General features: G+C 71.4%; 20 protein-coding genes and 1 pseudogene. 14 read left to right on the forward strand and 7 right to left on the reverse strand.

All coding sequences use genetic code 11. The features are described 5' to 3' along the window. Positions 1-35: 35 nt before the first annotated feature. The 13 genes from AMK31_RS04885 to AMK31_RS04940 all read left to right on the forward strand — a co-directional run bounded on the left by AMK31_RS04885 (position 36) and on the right by AMK31_RS04940 (position 11,271). Positions 36-1,214, forward strand: coding sequence for a hypothetical protein (locus tag AMK31_RS04885; protein ID WP_073939119.1), 1,179 nt, complete (start codon positions 36-38; stop codon positions 1,212-1,214). Positions 1,215-1,230: 16 nt separating this feature from the next. Continuing rightward, complete coding sequence (locus tag AMK31_RS04890; RefSeq protein ID WP_073939120.1) at positions 1,231-1,803, forward strand: GNAT family N-acetyltransferase; 573 nt, start codon at positions 1,231-1,233, stop codon at positions 1,801-1,803. Between the two features lie 127 nt (positions 1,804-1,930). Then, positions 1,931-2,014, forward strand: coding sequence for a putative leader peptide (locus tag AMK31_RS42280; protein ID WP_310591794.1), 84 nt, complete (start codon positions 1,931-1,933; stop codon positions 2,012-2,014). 128 nt (positions 2,015-2,142) lie between these two features. Beyond that, a complete protein-coding gene (locus AMK31_RS04895) occupies positions 2,143-3,843 on the forward strand; it encodes a nitrite/sulfite reductase (protein WP_073939121.1) in 1,701 nt (566 codons plus the stop codon). Continuing rightward, positions 3,840-4,019: a hypothetical protein gene (locus tag AMK31_RS04900; protein WP_073939122.1), complete on the forward strand. Its 180-nt coding sequence runs from the start codon at positions 3,840-3,842 to the stop codon at positions 4,017-4,019. The genes AMK31_RS04895 and AMK31_RS04900 overlap by 4 nt, the downstream gene beginning before the upstream one ends. Then, a complete protein-coding gene (locus AMK31_RS04905; protein ID WP_073939123.1) occupies positions 4,016-4,726 on the forward strand; it encodes a phosphoadenylyl-sulfate reductase in 711 nt (236 codons plus the stop codon). The genes AMK31_RS04900 and AMK31_RS04905 overlap by 4 nt, the downstream gene beginning before the upstream one ends. A 23-nt stretch (positions 4,727-4,749) precedes the next feature. Further along, positions 4,750-5,286, forward strand: a complete 537-nt coding sequence (gene cysC / locus AMK31_RS04910) for an adenylyl-sulfate kinase (RefSeq protein ID WP_073939541.1) — start codon at positions 4,750-4,752, stop codon at positions 5,284-5,286. Beyond that, the gene (cysD, locus tag AMK31_RS04915; RefSeq protein ID WP_073939124.1) at positions 5,283-6,221 is read left to right on the forward strand and encodes a sulfate adenylyltransferase subunit CysD; all 939 of its coding nucleotides are present in this window, start codon (positions 5,283-5,285) and stop codon (positions 6,219-6,221) included. Before cysC ends, cysD begins: the two co-directional genes overlap by 4 nt. A 2-nt stretch (positions 6,222-6,223) precedes the next feature. Then, complete coding sequence (locus AMK31_RS04920) at positions 6,224-7,558, forward strand: sulfate adenylyltransferase subunit 1 (protein WP_073939125.1); 1,335 nt, start codon at positions 6,224-6,226, stop codon at positions 7,556-7,558. 147 nt (positions 7,559-7,705) lie between these two features. Next, positions 7,706-8,809, forward strand: coding sequence for an aliphatic sulfonate ABC transporter substrate-binding protein (locus tag AMK31_RS04925; protein WP_073939126.1), 1,104 nt, complete (start codon positions 7,706-7,708; stop codon positions 8,807-8,809). A 32-nt stretch (positions 8,810-8,841) separates the two neighbouring features. Then, on the forward strand, positions 8,842-9,633 hold the full coding sequence (locus AMK31_RS04930; RefSeq protein ID WP_073939127.1) for an ABC transporter ATP-binding protein: 792 nt from the start codon (positions 8,842-8,844) through the stop codon (positions 9,631-9,633). After that, positions 9,620-10,522, forward strand: a complete 903-nt coding sequence (locus AMK31_RS04935) for an ABC transporter permease (protein ID WP_073939128.1) — start codon at positions 9,620-9,622, stop codon at positions 10,520-10,522. Before AMK31_RS04930 ends, AMK31_RS04935 begins: the two co-directional genes overlap by 14 nt. A 5-nt stretch (positions 10,523-10,527) precedes the next feature. Beyond that, positions 10,528-11,271 (forward strand): sirohydrochlorin chelatase, encoded by a 744-nt coding sequence (locus tag AMK31_RS04940; RefSeq protein ID WP_073939129.1) that lies wholly within the window; start codon positions 10,528-10,530, stop codon positions 11,269-11,271. Positions 11,272-11,288: 17 nt separating this feature from the next. On the opposite strand, the gene AMK31_RS04945 is transcribed toward AMK31_RS04940, so the two are convergent. Both AMK31_RS04945 and AMK31_RS04950 read right to left on the reverse strand, forming a co-directional pair. Then, a complete protein-coding gene (locus tag AMK31_RS04945) occupies positions 11,289-11,513 on the reverse strand; it encodes a hypothetical protein (RefSeq protein WP_073939130.1) in 225 nt (74 codons plus the stop codon). Between the two features lie 82 nt (positions 11,514-11,595). Beyond that, positions 11,596-12,144 carry a DUF1697 domain-containing protein gene (locus AMK31_RS04950; RefSeq protein ID WP_073939131.1) on the reverse strand — a complete coding sequence of 183 codons (549 nt, stop codon included), beginning with the start codon at positions 12,142-12,144 and terminating at the stop codon, positions 11,596-11,598. A gap of 392 nt (positions 12,145-12,536) precedes the next feature. Between AMK31_RS04950 and AMK31_RS04955 the strand changes: the two genes are divergently transcribed. Continuing rightward, on the forward strand, positions 12,537-14,783 hold the full coding sequence (locus tag AMK31_RS04955) for an MMPL family transporter (RefSeq protein ID WP_073939132.1): 2,247 nt from the start codon (positions 12,537-12,539) through the stop codon (positions 14,781-14,783). Between the two features lie 58 nt (positions 14,784-14,841). Here the strand turns inward: AMK31_RS04955 and AMK31_RS04960 are convergent. From AMK31_RS04960 to AMK31_RS04980, 5 genes and pseudogenes are all read right to left on the reverse strand, one after another. Further along, positions 14,842-16,081 (reverse strand): annotated as a pseudogene (locus tag AMK31_RS04960) (glycosyltransferase). A 13-nt stretch (positions 16,082-16,094) separates the two neighbouring features. After that, positions 16,095-16,874, reverse strand: a complete 780-nt coding sequence (gene erm(O), locus AMK31_RS04965; RefSeq protein WP_073939134.1) for a 23S rRNA (adenine(2058)-N(6))-methyltransferase Erm(O) — start codon at positions 16,872-16,874, stop codon at positions 16,095-16,097. Positions 16,875-17,146: 272 nt separating this feature from the next. Then, a complete protein-coding gene (locus AMK31_RS04970; RefSeq protein ID WP_073939135.1) occupies positions 17,147-18,436 on the reverse strand; it encodes an ABC transporter substrate-binding protein in 1,290 nt (429 codons plus the stop codon). Then, on the reverse strand, positions 18,436-19,269 hold the full coding sequence (locus AMK31_RS04975; protein WP_073939136.1) for a carbohydrate ABC transporter permease: 834 nt from the start codon (positions 19,267-19,269) through the stop codon (positions 18,436-18,438). Before AMK31_RS04975 ends, AMK31_RS04970 begins: the two co-directional genes overlap by 1 nt. After that, a complete protein-coding gene (locus AMK31_RS04980) occupies positions 19,266-20,201 on the reverse strand; it encodes a carbohydrate ABC transporter permease (RefSeq protein WP_073939137.1) in 936 nt (311 codons plus the stop codon). Before AMK31_RS04980 ends, AMK31_RS04975 begins: the two co-directional genes overlap by 4 nt. Positions 20,202-20,425: the final 224 nt, after the last annotated feature.

The following is a 20,425-nucleotide window of genomic DNA, read 5'->3' on the forward strand; positions in this document are numbered from 1 at the left end:
GAACGCGCGGCGCAGTTGGCCCCTCGGGAGGACTGATGAAGCAACGCGGCCGACATCGCAGACGCAAGCGCGGCCAGGCGCTGCGCGCCACCCTGGCCGGGACCGCGCTCGCGCTCACCGCCGCCGCCACCATGATCAGCGCCTCCCAGGCGGAGGACGGCGCCCGCCCGGGGCCGCTGAAGCCGCTCACCTCGGCCGCCGCGCTCCAGGAGCTGCGCCTGGACGAGGAGACCTATCCGGCGGCTCCCGGCCCGGCCCTGCGGGTCGCCGACGTCCTCGCGGACGCCGACCACGCCCTGCGTCCCGCCGCCGACTGCTCCGCCTCCGACCGCTCCGCGCTGCCCGTGACGCCGGCGGCCGCCGACGCCTGGTGCTGGGACGAGCCAGGCACGGACGCCGCGCGGGCGGGCGCGGTCACGGGTTCCGGGGACGCCGACGACGACGGCCGCTGGGGCGAGCACCGGGTGCTGCTGTCCGGCTGGAGCGACCCGCGCGGCCGCGCGCGGATCGCGGTCGTCGACGCCGAGCGCATGACGTACGCCTGGGTGCAGCCGGTGGTCCCGGCGGACGGCGGGCGCTCGCTGCGGCCGTTGCGCTCGCCGCTGTCCGGGCTGGTCTGGTACCAGGACAAGCTGCTGGCCACGGGCGACGAGGGCCGGACGCTGTACGTCTACGACATGGACCGCGTCCGGCGGACCTCCGCCGGCACCGACGGCCCCTCCTTCCAGCTGCCGGCCGAGCGCGCGTACCGCCTCGCCGGCGACACCCGGATCGGCGCGCTCTCCCTCGACCGCAGCACCGCGCCGGACAGCCTGGCCGTGAGCGAGGCGACACCGGCGGACACCGACCGGCCGGCCCGGCTGTGGCGCTACGCCCTGGAGACGGACGTCCTCGCCCCCGGCGCCGGGCTGCCCGACCCGGCCCCGGTCGAGGCGTTCGAGACGGAGGCGGCCGGCGTCCAGGGGGTGCTCACCCACCGGTCCCGCTGGTACCTGGCCCGCAGCGCGGGCGCCTTCGACGGGCACGGCACGCTGGTGCGGCTGGACGGCGACGGCGCCGGGGCGGCGCAGTGCGGGCCGGACGGGACGTACCAGTGCTGGAGCGGACCGGCCGCGTCGCTGTCCTACTGGGAGGAGAGCGGGACGGTGTGGTCGCAGTCCGGGCGGATGCTGTTTTCGCTGGGACTGAACACGATCGACAGGTCGCTGGACTAGATGATTCCCTGACCGCATGACCAACATCCCCGTGACCACCTGGTCGCTGGAGCAGACCTCGCCGAGCGATCTGCTCCCGGCGGCCGAGCCCGACGGCGACATCCGGATCGTCCGTGCCGAGGTGCCCTCGCCCGAGTTCAGCCGCTTCCTGTACACGGCGGTGGGCGGGGACGTCCGCTGGACCGACCGGCTGGGCTGGACGTACGCCCAGTGGCAGGAGGAGCTGGAGCGGCCCGGCGCGGAGACGTGGGTGGCGTACGACCGGGGGACGCCCGCCGGGTACGTGCAGCTGGACCCGCAGGACGACGGCGCGGTGGAGATCCTCTACTTCGGGCTGATCCCGGCCTTCCGGGGCCGCGGGATCGGCGGCCACCTGCTGTCGTACGGCGCCGCGCGGGCCTGGGACCTCGCCGACCGCTGGCCGGGGCGTCCGCCCACGAAGCGGGTGTGGCTGCACACCTGCAGCAAGGACGGCGAGTTCGCGATGGACAATTACCAGCGCCGGGGCTTCAAGCTCTTCGACACCAAGGTCGAGGAGGAGGCGGAGATCGCCACGCCGGGCCCCTGGCCTGGCGCATACCGCGCCTGACCTGCATGGACAAGGCCCTCTGCGGCCGGTGTGACCGACGACACCCTTGTCTCGCTAAGCGAGACAAGGGTGTCCGAATATTGGACGAAGCTGGACTGTGTCCAGATCGCCGTGACAGGCTTCCGTCATGTCTGGAACTGGAATCGCCTTGGTGAGTCGACGGCACGTCGACCTCGGCCGCATGTCCAGCGCCATCTGTCCGGCCCGCTGACAGCCCGCCAGCACCCCGGTTCCCCTTTCTTCTGTCTGCACCCGCGCAATGACGCGCACGTATGCCTGAAAGTGCCCGTACGCGCAGGTCAGAGCCGCTTTCCGCCTGTCCCGAAGGACGTATCAACCATGGCCGCCACCCCGCAGAACCCTGCCGCCGCGACTCCCCGCCGCAAGGTGAGCCGTCACCGCGGCGAGGGTCAGTGGGCCGCGGGGCACTTCACCCCGCTCAACGGCAACGAACAGTTCAAGAAGGACGACGACGGTCTCAATGTGCGGACACGCATTGAGACGATCTACTCCAAGCGTGGCTTCGACTCGATCGACCCCAACGACCTGCGCGGCCGGATGCGCTGGTGGGGTCTGTACACCCAGCGCAAGCCCGGGATCGACGGCGGCAAGACCGCGATCCTGGAGCCGGAGGAGCTGGACGACGAGTACTTCATGCTGCGCGTCCGCATCGACGGCGGTGCGCTGACCACGCGGCAGCTCCGCGTCATCGGTGAGATCTCGCAGGAGTTCGCGCGCGGCACCGCCGACATCACCGACCGGCAGAACGTCCAGTACCACTGGATCCGGATCGAGGACGTGCCCGAGATCTGGAACCGCCTGGAGGCGGTCGGCCTGTCCACGGTGACGGCGTGCGGCGACACCCCGCGTGTGATGATCGGCTCCCCCGTCGCGGGCATCGCCGAGGACGAGATCATCGACGCGACGCCGGCGCTGGAGGAGATGAAGCGCCGCGTCCTGAACAACCCGGCGTACTCGAACCTGCCGCGCAAGTTCAAGACGGCGATCTCCGGTTCCCCGCTGCTCGACGTGGTGCACGAGATCAACGACGTGGCCTTCGTCGGCGTACGGCATCCCGAGCACGGCCCCGGCTTCGACGTGTGGGTCGGCGGCGGCCTGTCCACCAACCCCAAGCTGGGCGTCCGCCTCGGCGCCTGGGTGCCGATCGACGAGGTCCCGGACGTCTACGAGGGCGTCATCTCGATCTTCCGTGACTACGGCTACCGCCGGCTGCGCAACCGCGCCCGGCTGAAGTTCCTGGTCGCCGACTGGGGCGCGGAGAAGTTCCGCCAGGTGCTGGAGGACGAGTACCTGGGCGGCCGCAAGCTGATCGACGGGCCCGCCCCCGAGCAGCCGGCCCAGCAGTGGCGCGACCACATCGGCGTCCACCGCCAGAAGGACGGCCGCTTCTACGTCGGCTTCGCGCCGCGTGTCGGCCGGGTCGACGGCGCCACCCTGACGAAGATCGCCGACCTCGCCGAGGCGCACGGCTCGGGCCGGGTGCGCACCACCGTCGAGCAGAAGATGATCGTCCTCGACGTCGAGGAGGGCCAGGTCGACTCGCTCGTCGACGGCCTGGAGGCGCTGGACCTCACCGCCCGGCCGTCCTCGTTCCGGCGCGGCACCATGGCCTGCACCGGCATCGAGTTCTGCAAGCTGGCCATCGTCGAGACCAAGCAGCGCGGCTCCCAGCTGATCGACGAGCTGGAGCGCCGGCTGCCGGACTTCGACGAGCCGATCACCATCAACCTCAACGGCTGCCCGAACGCCTGTGCTCGTATCCAGGTGGCGGACATCGGTCTCAAGGGGCAGCTGGTCCTCAACGACCAGGGCGAGCAGGTCGAGGGCTACCAGGTGCACCTGGGCGGCGCGCTCGGCCTGGAGGCCGGCTTCGGCCGCAAGGTGCGCGGTCTGAAGGTCACCTCCGAGGAGCTGCCCGACTACGTCGAGCGGGTCCTGAAGCGCTTCCAGGCGGAGCGCGAGGACGGCGAGCGGTTCGCCACCTGGGCGGCCCGGGCCTCCGAGGAGGCGCTGTCATGAGCGAGCGTGCCGCACCGTTCTACTGCCCTTACTGCGGCGACGAGGACCTGCGTCCGAGCGAGGAGGGCCACGGCGCGTGGGAGTGCGCGGCCTGCAACCGCGCATTCCGGTTGAAGTTCCTCGGGCTGCTGACCCGTGGGCTTCGGCAGGACACCACGGGAGGGGACGGGATATGACGACGGTTCAGGAAGCACGCACGGCCGAGGAGCTGAAGGCGCTCGCCGAGCAGGCGGGCCGCGACCTGGAGGACGCCTCCGCGCTGGAGATCCTGAAGTGGGCGGTCGACACCTTCGGCAAGCGGTTCTGCGTCACCTCCTCGATGGAGGACGCGGTGGTCGCCCACCTCGCCTCCCGCGCGATGCCCGGCGTCGACGTCGTGTTCCTCGACACCGGCTACCACTTCGAGGAGACCATCGGCACCCGTGACGCGGTCGAGGCCGTGATGGACGTCAACGTCATCACCCTCACCCCGCGCCAGACGGTCGCCGAGCAGGACGCCGAGTACGGGCCCAGGCTGCACGACCGGGACCCCGACCTGTGCTGCAAGCTGCGCAAGGTGCAGCCGCTGGAGGAGGGCCTGAAGGGCTACGCGGCCTGGGCGACCGGGCTGCGCCGCGACGAGTCCCCGACCCGGGCGAACACCCCGGTCGTCGGCTGGGACGAGAAGCGCCGGAAGGTGAAGATCTCCCCCATCGCCCGCTGGACCCAGGACGACGTGGACGCCTACGTCGCCGAGCACGGCGTCCTGACCAACCCCCTGCTGATGGACGGCTACGCCTCCATCGGCTGCGCCCCCTGCACCCGCCGCGTCCTGGAGGGCGAGGACGCGCGCGCCGGCCGCTGGGCGGGCCGCGCCAAGACCGAGTGCGGGCTGCACGGATGACGACCACGACTGAGGAGCTGCACGTGACGACCGGAGCCACCGTCTGGCTCACCGGGCTGCCGAGCGCCGGCAAGACCACCATCGCGTACGAGCTGGCCGGCCGGCTGCGCGAGGAGGGCCACCGCGTCGAGGTGCTCGACGGCGACGAGATCCGCGAGTTCATCTCGGCGGGCCTCGGCTTCAGCCGCGAGGACCGGCACACCAACGTGCAGCGCATCGGCTTCGTCGCCGAACTGCTCGCCCGCAACGGCGTGCTCGCCCTGGTCCCGGTCATCGCGCCGTACGCCGACAGCCGCGACGCCGTGCGCAAGCGGCACGAGACGAACGCGACGCCGTACGTCGAGGTGCATGTCGCCACCCCCGTCGAGGTGTGCTCCGTACGGGATGTGAAGGGCCTGTACGCCAAGCAGGCGGCGGGCGAGCTGTCCGGGCTGACCGGGGTCGACGACCCGTACGAGGAGCCGGAGACGCCGGATCTGCGGATCGAGTCCCAGAACCAGACCGTGCGGGAGTCCGCGGCGTCGGTGTACGCGCTGCTCACTGAAAGGGGACTGGCATGACGACGACCGTCGCCACGATCGACGAGGGCACCGGCACCCCGTACGCCCTGTCGCACCTGGACGCCCTGGAGTCGGAGGCCGTCCACATCTTCCGCGAGGTGGCGGGCGAGTTCGAGCGGCCGGTGATCCTGTTCTCCGGCGGCAAGGACTCCATCGTCATGCTGCACCTGGCGATCAAGGCGTTCGCGCCCGCGCCGGTGCCGTTCTCGCTGCTGCACGTGGACACCGGGCACAACTTCCCCGAGGTCATCGAGTACCGGGACCGCGCGGTCGCCAAGCACGGCCTGCGGCTGCATGTCGCGTCCGTGCAGGACTACATCGACCGCGGTGTGCTCAAGGAGCGCCCGGACGGCACCCGCAACCCGCTGCAGACGCTTCCGCTGACGGAGAAGATCCAGAGCGAGAAGTTCGACGCGGTGTTCGGCGGCGGCCGGCGCGACGAGGAGAAGGCCCGCGCCAAGGAGCGGGTGTTCTCGCTGCGGGACGAGTTCTCCCAGTGGGACCCGCGCCGCCAGCGGCCCGAGCTGTGGAACCTGTACAACGGCCGGCACGCCCCCGGCGAGCACGTCCGCGTCTTCCCGCTGTCCAACTGGACCGAGCTGGACGTCTGGCAGTACATCGCCCGCGAGGGCATCGAGCTGCCGGAGATCTACTTCGCCCACGAGCGCGAGGTGTTCCAGCGCAACGGCATGTGGCTGACCGCCGGCGAGTGGGGCGGGCCGAAGGACGGCGAGACCGTCGAGAAGCGGCTCATCCGCTACCGGACCGTCGGTGACATGTCCTGCACCGGCGCCGTCGACTCCGACGCGACCACGCTGGACGCCGTGATCGCCGAGATCGCCGCCTCCCGGCTGACCGAGCGCGGCGCGACCCGCGCCGACGACAAGCTCTCCGAGGCCGCGATGGAAGACCGCAAGCGCGAGGGGTACTTCTAAGCATGAGCACGACCACGACCGAGGAGCTCTCGGCCACCACCCTGCTGCGGTTCGCCACCGCGGGCTCCGTCGACGACGGCAAGTCCACCCTGGTCGGACGGCTGCTGCACGACTCCAAGTCGGTCCTCGCCGACCAGCTGGAGGCCGTCGAGCACGCCTCCCGCAGCCGCGGCCAGGACGCCCCCGACCTCGCGCTGCTGACCGACGGTCTGCGCGCCGAGCGGGAGCAGGGCATCACCATCGACGTGGCCTACCGCTACTTCGCCACGCCGCGGCGCCGGTTCATCCTCGCCGACACCCCCGGCCATGTGCAGTACACGCGGAACATGGTCACGGGCGCCTCGACGGCCGAGCTGACCGTGATCCTCGTCGACGCCCGCAACGGTGTCGTCGAGCAGACCCGTCGGCACGCGGCGATCGCCGCGCTGCTGCGGGTGCCGCACGTCGTGCTGGCGGTCAACAAGATGGACCTCGTCGGCTACGAGGAGAAGGTCTTCGCGGCGATCGCCGAGGAGTTCACCGCGTACGCCACCGAGCTGGGCGTCCCCGAGGTCACCGCGATCCCGATCTCGGCGCTCGCCGGTGACAACGTCGTGGAGCCCTCCGCGAACATGGACTGGTACGGCGGGCCGACCGTCCTCGAGCACCTGGAGACGGTCCCGGTCAGCCACGACCTGGCGCACTGCCACGCGCGGCTGCCCGTGCAGTACGTGATCCGGCCGCAGACCGCCGAGCACCCCGACTACCGGGGGTACGCCGGGCAGATCGCGGCGGGCACGTTCCGCATCGGCGACCGGGTCACGGTGCTGCCGTCCGGCCGTACGACCACCGTCACGGGCATCGACCTGCTGGGCGAGCCGGTCGACGTGGCCTGGACGCCGCAGTCGGTGACGCTGCTGCTCGCCGACGACATCGACATCTCGCGCGGCGACCTGATCGTGCCGAGCAAGGACGCCCCGGCGACCACGCAGGACGTCGAGGCGACCGTCTGCCATGTCGCCGACCAGCCGCTCGCCGTCGGCCACCGGGTGCTGCTCAAGCACGGCACCCGCACGGTCAAGGCGATCGTGAAGGACATACCGTCCCGGCTGACGCTGGACGACCTGTCCCTGCACCCGCACCCGGGGCAGCTCGTCGCCAACGACATCGGCCGGGTGAAGATCCGTACCGCCGAGCCGCTGCCGGTCGACTCCTACGCCGACTCGCGGCGCACCGGCTCGTTCATCCTGATCGACCCGAACGACGGCACCACCCTCACCGCCGGCATGGTCGGTGAGTCGTTCGCCTCTCCGGAGCCCGTCAAGGACGAGGCCGACGACGACGGATGGGACTTCTGAGCATGAACTCCCTTCGGTACGGCGGCGGACGGCGATGTTCGCGATGACGTCCGCGGACCCCGCACGCCGCCACCGAGAACCCGCCGACCCCACGGCCCCGCACTGATCCGACGGTCACCGCCGGGGCCTTCGAGAGGAACGACCTCCGTGCCTGCCACACCCGCCCTGCGCCGCGTCCTCGCGGTGATCGCCACGCTGCCGCTGCTCGCGCTCGCCGCCTGCGGCTACGGCTCCCAGGCGAAGGACCTCGACGACGTCCAGGTCGCCGCGGGCGCGAAGAAGATCGACGGGCTCGACTCGGTCCGTATCGGCTACTTCGGCAACCTGACCCACGCCACCGCCCTGGTCGGCCGTGAGAAGGGCTTCTTCCAGAAGGAGCTGGGCGGCACGCAGGCGAAGTACGCGACGTTCAACGCGGGCCCGTCGGAGATCGAGGCGCTGAACTCCAAGTCGATCGACATCGGCTGGATCGGCCCCTCCCCCGCGATCAACGGCTATGTGAAGTCGAACGGCACGAACCTGCGGATCATCGGCGGTTCGGCGTCCGGCGGCGTGAAGCTCGTCGTGAACCCCGACAAGATCAAGTCCTTGAAGGACGTCAAGGGCAAGAGGATCGCCACCCCGCAGCTCGGCAACACCCAGGACGTGGCCTTCCTCAACTGGGTCGCCGAGCAGGGCTGGAAGGTCGACGCGCAGAGCGGCAAGGGCGACGTGTCCGTCGTCCGCACCGACAACAAGATCGCGCCGGACGCCTACAAGTCCGGTTCGATCGACGGCGCGTGGGTGCCGGAGCCGACCGCGTCGAAGCTGGTCGCCGAGGACGCGAAGGTGCTGCTCGACGAGTCCGACCTGTGGCCCGACGAGAAGTTCGTGATCACGAACATCATCGTGTCCCAGGAGTTCCTGAAGAAGCACCCGAAGGCCGTCGAGGCCGTGCTGCGGGCGTCGGTCGCGACCAACCGGTGGATCAGCGCCCATCCCGACGAGGCGAAGGCCGCGGCGAACGAGCGGCTGGCGGCCGACACCGGCAAGCCGCTGCCGGCCGACGTGCTCGACCCGGCCTGGAAGTCGGTCGCCTTCCTCGACGACCCGCTGGCCGCCACCCTCGACGCCCAGGCCGGACACGCCGTGAAGGCCGGCCTGCTGGAGCGGCCCGACCTGAAGGGCGTCTACGACCTGACGCTCCTCAACAAGGTCCTCGCGGCCGAGGGCAAGGCCACCGTCGACGACGCCGGGCTCGGCGTCAAGTAACCGAATTCCGAGAGATCCAGGAGGTGACGACCATGGCCACGACCCTCGCCAAGGCCGCCGACGGTACCGAGACCTCGGTCGCGCACGCCGCCCGTATCGAGCATGTCTCGAAGTCGTTCCCGGGCCCCGCCGGGCCGCAGCTGATCCTGGACGACATCAGCCTCGATGTCGCACCCGGCGAGTTCGTCACTCTCCTGGGCGCCTCCGGCTGCGGCAAGTCCACGCTGCTCAACCTGGTCGCCGGGCTGGACCGGCCGTCCGCCGGGTCGATCGCGACCGACGGCCGCCCGGCGCTGATGTTCCAGGAGCACGCGCTGTTCCCGTGGCTGACCGCGGGCAAGAACATCGAGCTCGCGCTGAAGCTGCGCGGGGTCGCCAAGGCCGAGCGCCGGCAGCGGGCCGAGGAACTGCTCGAACTGGTCCGGCTGAAGGGCGCGTACGGCAAGCGGGTGCACGAGCTGTCCGGCGGTATGCGGCAGCGCGTCGCGATGGCGCGTGCCCTCGCGCAGGACAGCCGGCTGCTGCTGATGGACGAGCCGTTCGCCGCCCTGGACGCCATCACCCGGGACGTGCTGCACGACGAGCTGACCCGGATCTGGCGCGAGACCGGCCTGTCGGTGCTGTTCGTGACGCACAACGTGCGTGAGGCGGTACGGCTCGCGCAGCGCGTGGTGCTGCTGTCCTCGCGCCCCGGACGGATCGCCCGCCAGTGGACCGTGGACATCCCGCAGCCGCGCCGCCTCGAGGACGGCGAGGTCGCCGAGCTGTCCCGAGAGATCACCGAAGAACTGCGTGGGGAGATCCGCCGCCATGGCCAGCACTGACACGTCCGTCGACACACCCGTCAAGGACGGGGGCGACCTGGCCGGGCTGGAGGCCGGGCTGGACGCCCTGGAGACGGTCGAGTCGGGCCGTACCCCACTGCGCACGACGCTGGTGCAGAAGGTGCTGCCGCCGGTCACCGCGATCGCGCTGGTCCTGGTCGTCTGGCAGGCCCTGGTCGCCTTCGGCATCGTCGACGACCCGAGCAAGCTGCCCTCCCCGGGCGCCGTCTGGGCCGAGGTGGAGACGGCCTGGCTCCAGGGCACCCTGCTCGACTACATCTGGACGTCCGTCTCACGCGGCCTGCTCGGCTTCCTGCTGGCGCTGGCCATCGGCACGCCGCTCGGTCTGCTGGTCGCCCGGATGAAGTTCGTACGGGCCGCGATCGGGCCGATCCTGTCCGGCCTGCAGTCGCTGCCGTCGGTGGCGTGGGTGCCGCCGGCCGTGATCTGGCTGGGCCTGAACAACTCGATGATGTACGCCGTGATCCTGCTCGGCGCGGTCCCGTCCATCGCCAACGGCCTGGTGTCGGGCGTCGACCAGGTGCCGCCGCTGTACCTGCGGGCGGGCCGCACCCTGGGCGCGACCGGTCTGAAGGGCACCTGGCACATCGTCATGCCGGCCGCGCTGCCCGGCTATCTGGCGGGGTTGAAGCAGGGCTGGGCGTTCTCCTGGCGGTCCCTGATGGCCGCGGAGATCATCGCCTCCTCCCCCGACCTCGGTGTGGGGCTCGGCCAGCTGCTGGAGAACGGCCGCAACACCAGCTCCATGTCCATGGTGTTCCTCGCCATCCTGCTCATCCTGATCGTCGGCATCGCGATCGACCTGCTGATCTTCAGTCCGCTGGAGCGGCGGGTGCTGCGCAGCCGCGGTCTGCTGGTGAAGGGCTGACTCCCATGAAGCCGGTGCGTCCCGTCCTCGTCGTCGTCGCCCACGGCAGCCGCGACCCGCGGCATGCCGCGACCGTGCACGCCCTCGTGGAGCGGGTACGCGCGCTGCGGCCCGGGCTGCGGGTGGAGACCGGCTTCCTGGACTTCAACATCCCCTCCGTGCAGGGGGTGCTGGAGTCGCTGGCGGCGGAGGGCGTCCGCGACGTCGTCGCGCTGCCGCTGCTGCTGACCCGTGCCTTCCACGCCAAGGCGGACATCCCCGCGGTCCTGCGGGAGGCACCGGCCCGGATGCGGATCCGGCAGGCGGAGGTGCTGGGCCCGTCGCCGCTGCTGCTCGCCGCCCTGGACCGGCGGCTGTACGAGGCGGGGCTGACGCCCGCCGACAAGTCCTCGACCGGGGTCGTGCTGGCCTCGGCGGGGTCCACCGACCCGGAGGCGATCGCAGTGATCGCAGAAATCGCGCGGGAGTGGCGGCACACCGGTTGGTGCGCCGTGCGGCCTGCGTTCGCCTCCGCATCCCTTCCCCGGACCGAGGACGCGGTGCGGGAACTGCGCGCCCTCGGCTGCGCGCGGGTCGCCGTCGCTCCGTACGTCCTCGCGCCCGGCTTCCTCCCGGACCGCATCGCGCGGGGCGCGGCCGAGGCGGACGTCCTGGCCGATGTGCTCGGTCCCGCGCCGGAGGTGGCGCGGGTGCTGCTGGAGCGGTACGACGCCGCGCGGACGCCGATGCTGGCGGCGGTCGGCGCCTAACGCCTAACGCTTGCCGCTCAGAGGCCGAGCCCCAGCAGGGCCACTTCCAGCGGGAGCGGGGGCCGGGAGGGCAGGGCCGGGGGCTCCTCGCCGCGGCCCGTGTGGGTGGGCGGGACGGAGCGCAGGCCCTGGATGCCGTCGGCGGCCCACGGCGCGTCCGTCGACGGGAGCGACAGGGTCACGCGCCGCCCGTCGGGCAGTGTCGTCTCGAGCTTCGTCGGGTCGTTCGCCTGCGTCGCCATCGCCCCTCGCCTCCGTCGCGCCGCCCGGTTGTGCGGTTCTGTCAGGGAAGACGAGCGGGTGCGGGCCGGGGTTCCCCGACGGTCAGCGCGGGGCGGTGAGTTCCACCAGCTTCAGCACCGTGTTCCAGTTCCGGGTGGTGGCGATCAGGCCCTTGGTCAGGCGGGGCCGGGACAGGACGTCGGCGAGCTTGGAGCGGCCGAGTCCGTCGGGGGCGTACAGGTAGAGGGCACGGTCGCCGAGCCGGAACTCCTCCGGGAGGTGGGCGTCCCGGTCGACCTCGGCGAAGCGCGCCTCGTCGACGGGGGCGGAGAAGTAGGTGACGTGGAGCTGCCTGGCCTCCAGGTCGGCGGCGGGGAACGGGCAGGCGTCGGCGACGGCCTTCAGATAGGCGTGGTCGCGGACGATGACGTCCACCGGGAAGCCGTACTGCTTCTCGATCGCCCGGGTGAGTCCGGCGGCCAGGGACTCCTCGTCGCCGTGGCCGGCGGCGAACACGGCCTGGCCGCTCTGCAGATAGGTCCGTACGTCGTCGTGACCGAGGCCCTCGATCAGGGCGCGCAGGCCGGCCATCGGGATCTTCTTGCTGCCGCCCACGTTGATTCCGCGCAGCAGCGCCGCATACGTCGTCACCCGCCCACCCTAAGCGGCCGTCGTGCCCCGTGGGGGCGGGCACGACGGCCGCGGTCCCCCGGTGGGGGTGCGCGAAACTCTCGCCGAAACAGGGGGGATGGATCAACACCTACACGCTCTTGTGACTTAATCAACAAGGTTGCGTAATCCACAACTCACGTGCGCGGACGGCCGGGTGTCCCAGGGATATCCCGATAGATGTAAGGGGCCGTGGTCCTCCTCAGTGGTGAGGAGCGGGGGGCCGAGGGGATGAGTCGGGGCCTGCGGGCTTCACCGGGCAGTACGACGAGATGGCCTTACGCGGCGCCTACCTTCGAAGCGAAAGGTGGCGGCAGGGGGCCGCCACCGTGCACGAGGGGCAGCCCGGCATGAAGACCGGCAGGGGGACTGTCATGTCCGACGGACAAATACGGGTGCGGGGGTTCGCCGCGCGGGCGGGCGGCTGGAGCGCCCGGCATCGCTGGGCGGCCGTCGGCATATGGGTGCTGTTCGTGGTCCTGGCGATGGGGCTCGGCTCGGCCGCGGGCCAGGTCGAGGTCAAGGACAGCGATCAGCTCAAGGGTGAGACGCACACCGCGGCGAAGATCATCGAGGATGCGGGGATCGACGAACCGGCGAGCGAGACGGTCCTGATCCAGTCGAAGGACGGCGGCACCAAGGCGACCGACGCGGAGTTCCGCGCCGCCGTGGACGCCGTGATGAAGGCGGTCGACGGCACCGGCCGGGTCACCGACATCACCTCGCCGTACGACACGAAGACCATCTCGGCGGACGGTCGCAGCGCGCTGGTGCAGTTCGACATGCGTGGCGAGGCGGACACCGCGGGCGAGCGGGTGGAGCCCGTGCTGAAGGCCGTCGAGGAGGTTCAGAAGGACCACGGGACGCTGCGGATCGAGGAGATCGGCGGCGCGAGCATGATGAAGACGTTCGACGACGCGTTCGGCGACGACTTCAAGAAGGCCGAGTACTCCGCCGTTCCGGTGGCCCTGGGCATCCTGCTGATCGCCTTCGGCGCGCTGGTGGCGGCGCTGCTGCCGGTGCTGCTGGCGATCACCGCGATCATGGCGACGATGGGCCTGATGGGCGTCGTCAGCCATGTGATGCCGATGAGTGACACCGCGAACTCCGTGATGCTGCTGGTCGGTATGGCCGTCGGTGTCGACTACTGCCTGTTCTATCTGCGCCGGGAGCGTGAGGAGCGGGCCGCGGGGCGTGACGCGCAGACCGCGCTGCGGATCGCCGCCGCGACCAGTGGCCGCGCGATCGTCGTCTCCGGTGTCACGGTGTGCGTGGCGATGGCGGGCATGCTGTTCACCGGGCTCGCCGAGTTCGAGGCGATGGGTCTGGCGTCGCTGATGGTGGTGGCGGTCGCCATGGTCGGTTCGGTGACCGTGCTGCCGGCGCTGCTGTCGCTGCTCGGTGAGCGGGTGGACAAGGGCCGCCTGCCGTTCCTGTCCCGGCGGCGCCGCGGCGGCAGCGGGGAGAGCCGGTTCTGGACGGCCGTGCTGAAGGGCGTGCTCGCCCGGCCCGTGGTGTCCGTGCTGGTGGCGACGGGGGCGCTGCTGGCGATCGCGGCTCCGGCGGTCGGCATGAAGACGCAGCAGCTCACCCTGGACCAGGAGTTCGGCGACTCGCTGCCGATCGTGCAGACGTACAACCGGGTCAACGAGGCCTTCCCGGGCGGTTCCGAGCCGGCCGAGGTGGTCGTCAAGGCGGACGACATCAACGCGCCCGAGGTGCGGGACGCGCTCGCCGACTTCCGGGCGCGGGCGGTCAGTTCGGGTGCCTCGCGGGGCCCGGTCGAGATCAAGCTGCACGACGAGCGGAACGTCGCCTTCGTCTACGTCCCGCTGGTCGGCGGCTCCGACCTGGACAAGGCGGGCGCGAGCCTGGACAAGCTGCGTGACGAGGTGCGGCCGGCCACGCTCGGCAAGGTCGACGGTGTGGAGGCGCCGATCACCGGTCAGGTCGCGGGGTCGAAGGACTTCAACGACCAGCTCGCCGGCTCGGTCGTCCCGGTCTTCGTCTTCGTGGTGGTCTTCGCCTTCCTGCTGATGCTGCTGTCGTTCCGCTCGCTGACCGTCGCGATCACCTCGATCGTGCTGAACCTGCTGTCGGTGGGCGCGGCCTACGGCATCCTGGTCGCCGTCTTCCAGCACGGCTGGGGCGCCTCGCTGGTGGGCGCGGAAGGCGTCGGCGCGATCGTCAGCTGGCTGCCGCTGTTCCTGTTCGTGATCCTGTTCGGCCTGTCGATGGACTACCACGTGTTCGTGGTCTCGCGGATCCGTGAGGCGCGGCTGCGGGGGCGGACGACGAAGGACGCGATCGCCCACGGGGTGGTCACCACGGCCGGGGTGGTGACCAGCGCCGCGGTCATCATGGTCGCCGTCTTCGCGATCTTCGGAACGCTGTCGATGCAGTCGATGAAGCAGATGGGCGTCGGTCTGGCGGCGGCCGTGCTGATCGACGCGACGGTCATCCGGGGGGTGCTGCTGCCCGCGGTGATGGCGCTGCTGGGCGAGCGCAACTGGTATCTGCCGCGGTGGCTGCACCGGCTGCCGGACCTCACGCACGACGAGGCGCCGGAGGCGATCGCGGCGGAGCCGGCGCGGGGCGAGGAGGAGCCGCTGAGGGTGTGATCGCGTCCTCTTCATGACGGAGGGCCCGTCGGTTCCGGGGGAACCGACGGGCCCTCACTCATGCCCGGCACTTGGCCAGTTCGGCCTCGATGAGGTCGGCTGCCCGACCGGTACCGCCCTCCTTGGCCATGTCGGCCTGGATCTCCTTCAGGCGGTGGGCGACCTCGGCGTCGTCGACGAGGTCGAGGGCGGCGGCGCGCAGCGCCTCGGGGGTGGCCTCCTCGGTGGGCAGGTGCCGGGCGACACCGAGGCCCTGGAGCATGTCGGCGTTGCCGAACTGGTCGACGGCCTGCGGGACGGCGATCATCGGGGTGGCCGTGGCCAGTCCCTCCTGGCTGCCGCCCGCCCCGGCGTGGGTGACGAACAGGTCGGCCTGCCGGAGGATCGCCAACTGCGGTACCCACGAGCGCACTTCGATGTTGGCCGGTACGTCACCCAGTTCGGCGGGGTCGACGTGCCTGCCGATCTGGAGCACCACGTGCCAGCCCGGCAGACCGGCGAAGGCGCGGACGCAGTTGCGGTAGAACTCCGGCTGCTTGGTGAAGGACGAGCCCAGCGAGACCAGGACGACCTTCTCCGCCCCGGCGGGCCGCTGCCAGCCGCCCTCCGCGCTCCGGTCGCCCTGGCAGGCGCCGACGAAGGTGTAGACGCTCTCGTCGACGCGGTCGGCGTTGGGCTGGAGCGCCTTGGGGATCAGCACGATGGAGCGGTCGGGGCGCCCGGCGAACGCGTCGGGGTGCAGGGTGATCCCGTTCTCCTCCAGCCAGGCGTGGAAGCGCGCGTAGTACGCCTGGCCGCGTTCGGTCTTCCTCGGTTCCTCCCACATCGGTTCGGCGACCTCCTTCTCGTACCCCTCCCAGGCGACGAGGTTCGGCGACAGGGAGACGGCCGGGACGCCCCAGCGGTGGGCGAGGACCCGTGCCGGGTACGAGGTGATGTCGTGCAGGACGAGGTCGGGTTCGTCGCCCTCGTAGGCCGCGATGAGCTGGGGCAGGGCCTGGATGGCGTCGTTCAGGAACGGCTCGACGTTGTCCAGGAGGGTGCTGCCCCAGGCCGACGGGTCGTCGTCGGGCGAGGGCAGCGTCGAGTTCCAGGTCTTCACCTCGGCGCCGGTCTCGGCGGCCTTGTCCGCGAAGACGGGCGGGATCGCGTATGTGACCCGGTGGCCCCGTGCGACGAGTTCGCGGATCACCTCCAGGCTGGGGTTCACGTGGCCGTGGGCGGCGATGGAGAACATGGCGATGTGGGCGCGGCTGGTCATGTCGTGGAGCGTAAGCGAGACGATACGTCTCGTGCAACTTATTTCGGCGATCACCGCGTCAGCGCCTCGTGCAGCCGCAGCCACCGCTCCGGCGGCACCTCGCCGACGAGCACCCCCGCGTCCAGCCGCGCGGCACGGAAGGCGGCGTCGACCCGGCGCCCGGGATGGGCGCGCCGCAGGGACGCGTGCAGCGAGCCGCCGACCCCCGAGAACCCCAGTTCGACCAGTCGGGCCCAGTCGCGGTACGCGGCGGCGTCCAGCAGCGGTGCGGGGCGGCGTTCGATGCGGATGATCCCGGCGTCGACGCGCGGCGCGGGCCGGAAGTGGTGCCGGCCCACCCGCCCGGCCAGCCGCCACTCGTAGCGCGGCCAGGTGCGGATGGTCAGCAGGGTCCAGCGCCCGTAGTCGCCCGTGCGTTTGCGGGCGTACTCGAGCTGGGTGAGGAGGGTGGCGTCGGTGAGGGCGGGCGCCCTCAGACACCAGTCGACGATGTCCGCGGTGCGGGAGAAGGGCACGTTCCCGGCGACGGAGAACGGCACGCGCGGGGGCCGGGCGGCGAGGAAGTCACCGGCGACGACCCGGACGCGGGGGCTGCGGTCGAAGCGGGTGCGCAGCCCGGTCACGAGCCGCGGGTCGATCTCGTAGGCGAGCAGTTCCCGGCAGCGGCGGGCGAGCGGCTCCGTCAGGGCGCCTTTGCCCGCGCCGACTTCGAGGAGCAGGGAGGCGGAGCGGCCGTCCGGGACGGCGAGGCGCGCGAAGCGTTCGGCGGTGCGGCGGTCGGCGAGGAAGTTCTGCGAGAGCACCTTGGAGGTGCGCGTGGGGCGGGCCATGGCCTGCGGTCCTTGTCTTCCGGTGAGATGCGGAAAAGGGCAGCCGAAGGCCCTGACCGGAAGACCGTGAAAGGTGAGAGGAAGGGGTGGCGGACGCGGGGCGCCGGGTGATCAGCGCGTGCGGGACCCCAGGCCGGTCAGGGCTCCGGGGCCACGACGCATCCGAAGGAAGTACGTCATGCCCCGGCCGTGACCGGAGTTGAAGATCGCGTTGAAAGCTGCCACGGAACGGACGTTAGGCGCCCCGGGGCCGGGCGGGCAACGCGTTTTCGTCAGCGCTGGTACCGGGCGAGGACGAGGTTGCCGTCCTCCTCCAGGCGTCTGCGCAGCTCGTCCAGGCCGATCGCGCCGCTGTAGTACTCCTGGAACGCCGGGGTCGCCACCTTGTCCTTCCACTCCGGATAGCCCCGCACCGACTGGGCGGGCGCCGAACGCAGGTGGGCGGCCAGGGCGGTGCCCGTGGCCCAGTCGTGCTCGGCGGTGCGCAGCGCGGGGTCCTTCAGGGCCTCGGTGCCGGTGGGCAGCATCCAGTCGCCGAGGGCGAGACGCACCATGTTCTCCGGCCGCAGCAGGAAGTCGACGAACGCGGCGGCTTCCTTCTTGTGCGGGCTGTCCTCGGCGATGGACAGCGTCTGCGGGCTGACGCCCTGGGCGAGGCCGTCCGCGCCGGCCGGGGCGGGCAGCACCTGCCAGTCGAAGCCCTCCGGGGCCTGCTGCGCGATCTGCTGGCGGTAGGAGAAGCCGAGCGGGACCATCGCGTACCGGCCGCCGAAGAAGCCGGGCAGGGTGTCGGAGCCGCCGCTGCCGAGGGTGGTGGGCGAGGCGCTGCGGTCGGTGGCGACCTGGTCGTGGACGGTGCGCGGCACGACCTCGTCGGCCGCCTCGAAGCGCACGGTGACCCTGCCGTCCGCGTCCCGGTGGAACAGGCGGCCGCCCGCCGACAGGGACAGGTTGAGCGTGGCGGAGACGGGCTCCTTCAACGGCCAGGCCACGCCGTACTTCCCCTCCCCGGACAGCCGGCGGGTGACGGCGCGGAACTCCTCCCAGCTCCACGGGTCCTCGGGCGTCGGGATCCGCACGCCCGACTCCTTCAGCCAGGTCGCGTTGGCGATCAGCACCCTGGGCTCCTGGAGGAACGGCACGCCGTAGACGCCGTCGCCGAAGGTCGTCGTGTCCCAGGTGTGCCGCGGGATGTCCGCCTTGAGGCGGTCGGACAGCAGGTCGGTCAGGTCGGCGAGATAGCCGCCGTAGGCGAAGTCCGCGAGGTCGTCGGAGGCGTCGTGGATGATGTCCGGGGCCTCGCCGCCCTCGAAGGAGGTGAGGAGCTGGTCGTGCACGCTGTCCCAGCTGCCCTGGACGTACTCGACACGGACGTCCGGGTGGGTGGCGTTCCATTCGGCCACGAGTTCCTTGTTGGCCTCGACGGACTCCTGCTGCCAGGCCAGGGACTGGAAGCGCAGGGTGATCCGGCCGTCCCCGTCCCCGTCGTCCCCGCCGTCGCCGGAGCAGCCCGCGAGCAGCATCAGGGCCGCGAGGAACGCCGCCGTCAGCCTGGCGCGCATCAGCTCTTCACCGCCCCGGCGAGCATGCCGCCGGTGATCCGCCGCTGGATGACGGCGAAGACGACCAGCGACGGCAGGGTGGCGAGGAACGCGGCGGCGGCCAGCGGGCCGAGGTCGGCGACGCCCTCCGCGCCGATGAAGTGGGTGAGGATCACGGGCAGCGTCTGTTTCTCCGGGGACTTGAGCAGGACCAGCGCGAAGAAGAACTCGTTCCACGCGGTGATGAATGCGAACAGCGCCGTCGCCACGATTCCCGGCGCCAGCAGCGGCGCGGTCACCGACACCAGCGTCCGCAGCCGTCCGGCCCCGTCGACCGCGGCCGCCTCCTCCAGTTCGGTGGGCACCGCGCGGACGTACCCGGCGAGCATCCACAGCGCGAACGGCAGCGCCCACACCACGTACACCATCACCAGGCCCGGCAGGGAGTTGATCAGCCGGAGGTTCTTCAGCACCAGGAACAGCGGGATGATCACCAGCACGAACGGGAACGCCTGGCTGACCACCACCCATCCGGTCGCCGCCCGCGCCAGCCGGGTGCGGTGCCGGGCCATGACGTACGCCATCGGCGTCGCGATCAGTACCGCGATCACCGCCGCCGCGGCCGCCGCGAGCAGCGAGTTGAGCGCCGCGCGCAGCAGCGGCTGCTCGTCGAAGGCCTGCCGGAAGTTGGCCAGGGTGGGGTTCTCGGGAATCCAGGTGGGGTGCAGACTGCCCAGTTCCTGCGGCGGTTTGAAGGCCGTGGAGACCAGCCAGAGGAACGGGAAGGCGAGGAACAGCAGGTACGCGAGCAGCGCCGCGTACTGTCCGATCCGGGCCGTGGTGCGGGTTCTCACGCGTCGTCACCTCCCTTGAGCCGGCCGACGAGGAACACGGCGAGCAGCACCGAGATCACCGCGACCATGACGCAGCCCATGGCCGCGGCGTAGCCGAACTGGCCGTAGCGGAAGGCCTCTTCGTATGCGAAGAGCATGGGCAGGCGGGTACGGCCGCCGGGGCCGCCGTTGGTCAGGACGTAGACCAGGGCGAAGGAGTTGAAGTTCCAAATAAAGTTGAGTGCGGTGATGGCGAGGGCGATCGGGCGCAGGGCGGGCCAGGTCACGGTGCGGAAGCGGCGCCAGGCGCCCGCGCCGTCGAGGGCCGCCGCCTCGTGCAGTTCCCGCGGGGTGTTCTGCAGCCCGGCGAGCAGGGCGACCGTGGTCTGCGGCATGCCCGCCCACACGCCGACGACGATCACCGCGGGGAGTGCGGTGCCGAGGCCGCTGAGCCAGTCGCGGCCGTCGCCGAGGCCCAGGTCGCGCAGGGTCTCGTTGAGGATGCCCGCGTCGGGGTTGTACACCAGGCGCCACATGATGCCGACGACCACCTCGGGCATCGCCCACGGGATGATGGCGAGGGCGCGTGCGAGCCATCTCAGGCGCAGTTCCTGGTTCAGCAGCAGGGCGAGGCCGAGGGCCAGCAGGAACTGCGGCACGGTCACCCCGACCGCCCACACCAGGCCGATCCGGAACGACTCCCAGAACAGTGTGTCCTGCGCCAGGTCCCGGAAGTTGAGACCGCCGATCCACTGGGTGGGCTCGGTCCGGCCCGACTGCGCGTCGGTGAAGGCCAGCAGGACCCCGTAGAGCAGCGGTCCGACGCTCAGCACCAGGATCGGGATGAGCGCGGGCAGTACCAGGAACCAGGCCCCGTGGGCGGCGCCGCGCCGCCGGCGGCCCTGGTTCGGCGCGCGTTTCTCCGGGCGCCTCACCTCGGTCACCACTGTCACGTCATCGGCTCCTTTGCGCGGGTCGTGACGGTCCGGGCCCGGCGGGCCACCGTCATGGTCGTGAAGGCGGTATACGCCGTCAAGGCACCGCGCATACGGCCGCTTACCCGGTGCGACCTGTGCGGATGCGAGACTGGCCGACAAGTGGCGGAAACCGGCCACGGCGACGGACCGGCAGATCACGGACCAGCGGATCGCGGATCGGCGGATCGCGGATCGGCAGG

It is taken from the genome of Streptomyces sp. TSRI0107 (genome assembly GCF_001905845.1).
In the GTDB taxonomy this organism is placed as follows: Bacteria; Actinomycetota; Actinomycetes; order Streptomycetales; family Streptomycetaceae; genus Streptomyces.

Excerpts from the sequence above, each read along its gene's own strand:
- AMK31_RS04885 (WP_073939119.1), top strand. The coding sequence starts at position 36 with ATGAAGCAACGCGGCCGACATCGCAGACGCAAGCGCGGCCAGGCGCTG.
- AMK31_RS04890 (WP_073939120.1), top strand. The coding sequence starts at position 1,231 with ATGACCAACATCCCCGTGACCACCTGGTCGCTGGAGCAGACCTCGCCG.
- AMK31_RS42280 (WP_310591794.1), top strand. The coding sequence starts at position 1,931 with ATGTCTGGAACTGGAATCGCCTTGGTGAGTCGACGGCACGTCGACCTC.
- AMK31_RS04895 (WP_073939121.1), top strand. The coding sequence starts at position 2,143 with ATGGCCGCCACCCCGCAGAACCCTGCCGCCGCGACTCCCCGCCGCAAG.
- AMK31_RS04900 (WP_073939122.1), top strand. The coding sequence starts at position 3,840 with ATGAGCGAGCGTGCCGCACCGTTCTACTGCCCTTACTGCGGCGACGAG.
- AMK31_RS04905 (WP_073939123.1), top strand. The coding sequence starts at position 4,016 with ATGACGACGGTTCAGGAAGCACGCACGGCCGAGGAGCTGAAGGCGCTC.
- cysD (WP_073939124.1), top strand. The coding sequence starts at position 5,283 with ATGACGACGACCGTCGCCACGATCGACGAGGGCACCGGCACCCCGTAC.
- AMK31_RS04920 (WP_073939125.1), top strand. The coding sequence starts at position 6,224 with ATGAGCACGACCACGACCGAGGAGCTCTCGGCCACCACCCTGCTGCGG.
- AMK31_RS04930 (WP_073939127.1), top strand. The coding sequence starts at position 8,842 with ATGGCCACGACCCTCGCCAAGGCCGCCGACGGTACCGAGACCTCGGTC.
- AMK31_RS04935 (WP_073939128.1), top strand. The coding sequence starts at position 9,620 with ATGGCCAGCACTGACACGTCCGTCGACACACCCGTCAAGGACGGGGGC.
- AMK31_RS04940 (WP_073939129.1), top strand. The coding sequence starts at position 10,528 with ATGAAGCCGGTGCGTCCCGTCCTCGTCGTCGTCGCCCACGGCAGCCGC.
- AMK31_RS04945 (WP_073939130.1), bottom strand. The coding sequence starts at position 11,513 with ATGGCGACGCAGGCGAACGACCCGACGAAGCTCGAGACGACACTGCCC.
- AMK31_RS04955 (WP_073939132.1), top strand. The coding sequence starts at position 12,537 with ATGTCCGACGGACAAATACGGGTGCGGGGGTTCGCCGCGCGGGCGGGC.
- AMK31_RS04970 (WP_073939135.1), bottom strand. The coding sequence starts at position 18,436 with ATGCGCGCCAGGCTGACGGCGGCGTTCCTCGCGGCCCTGATGCTGCTC.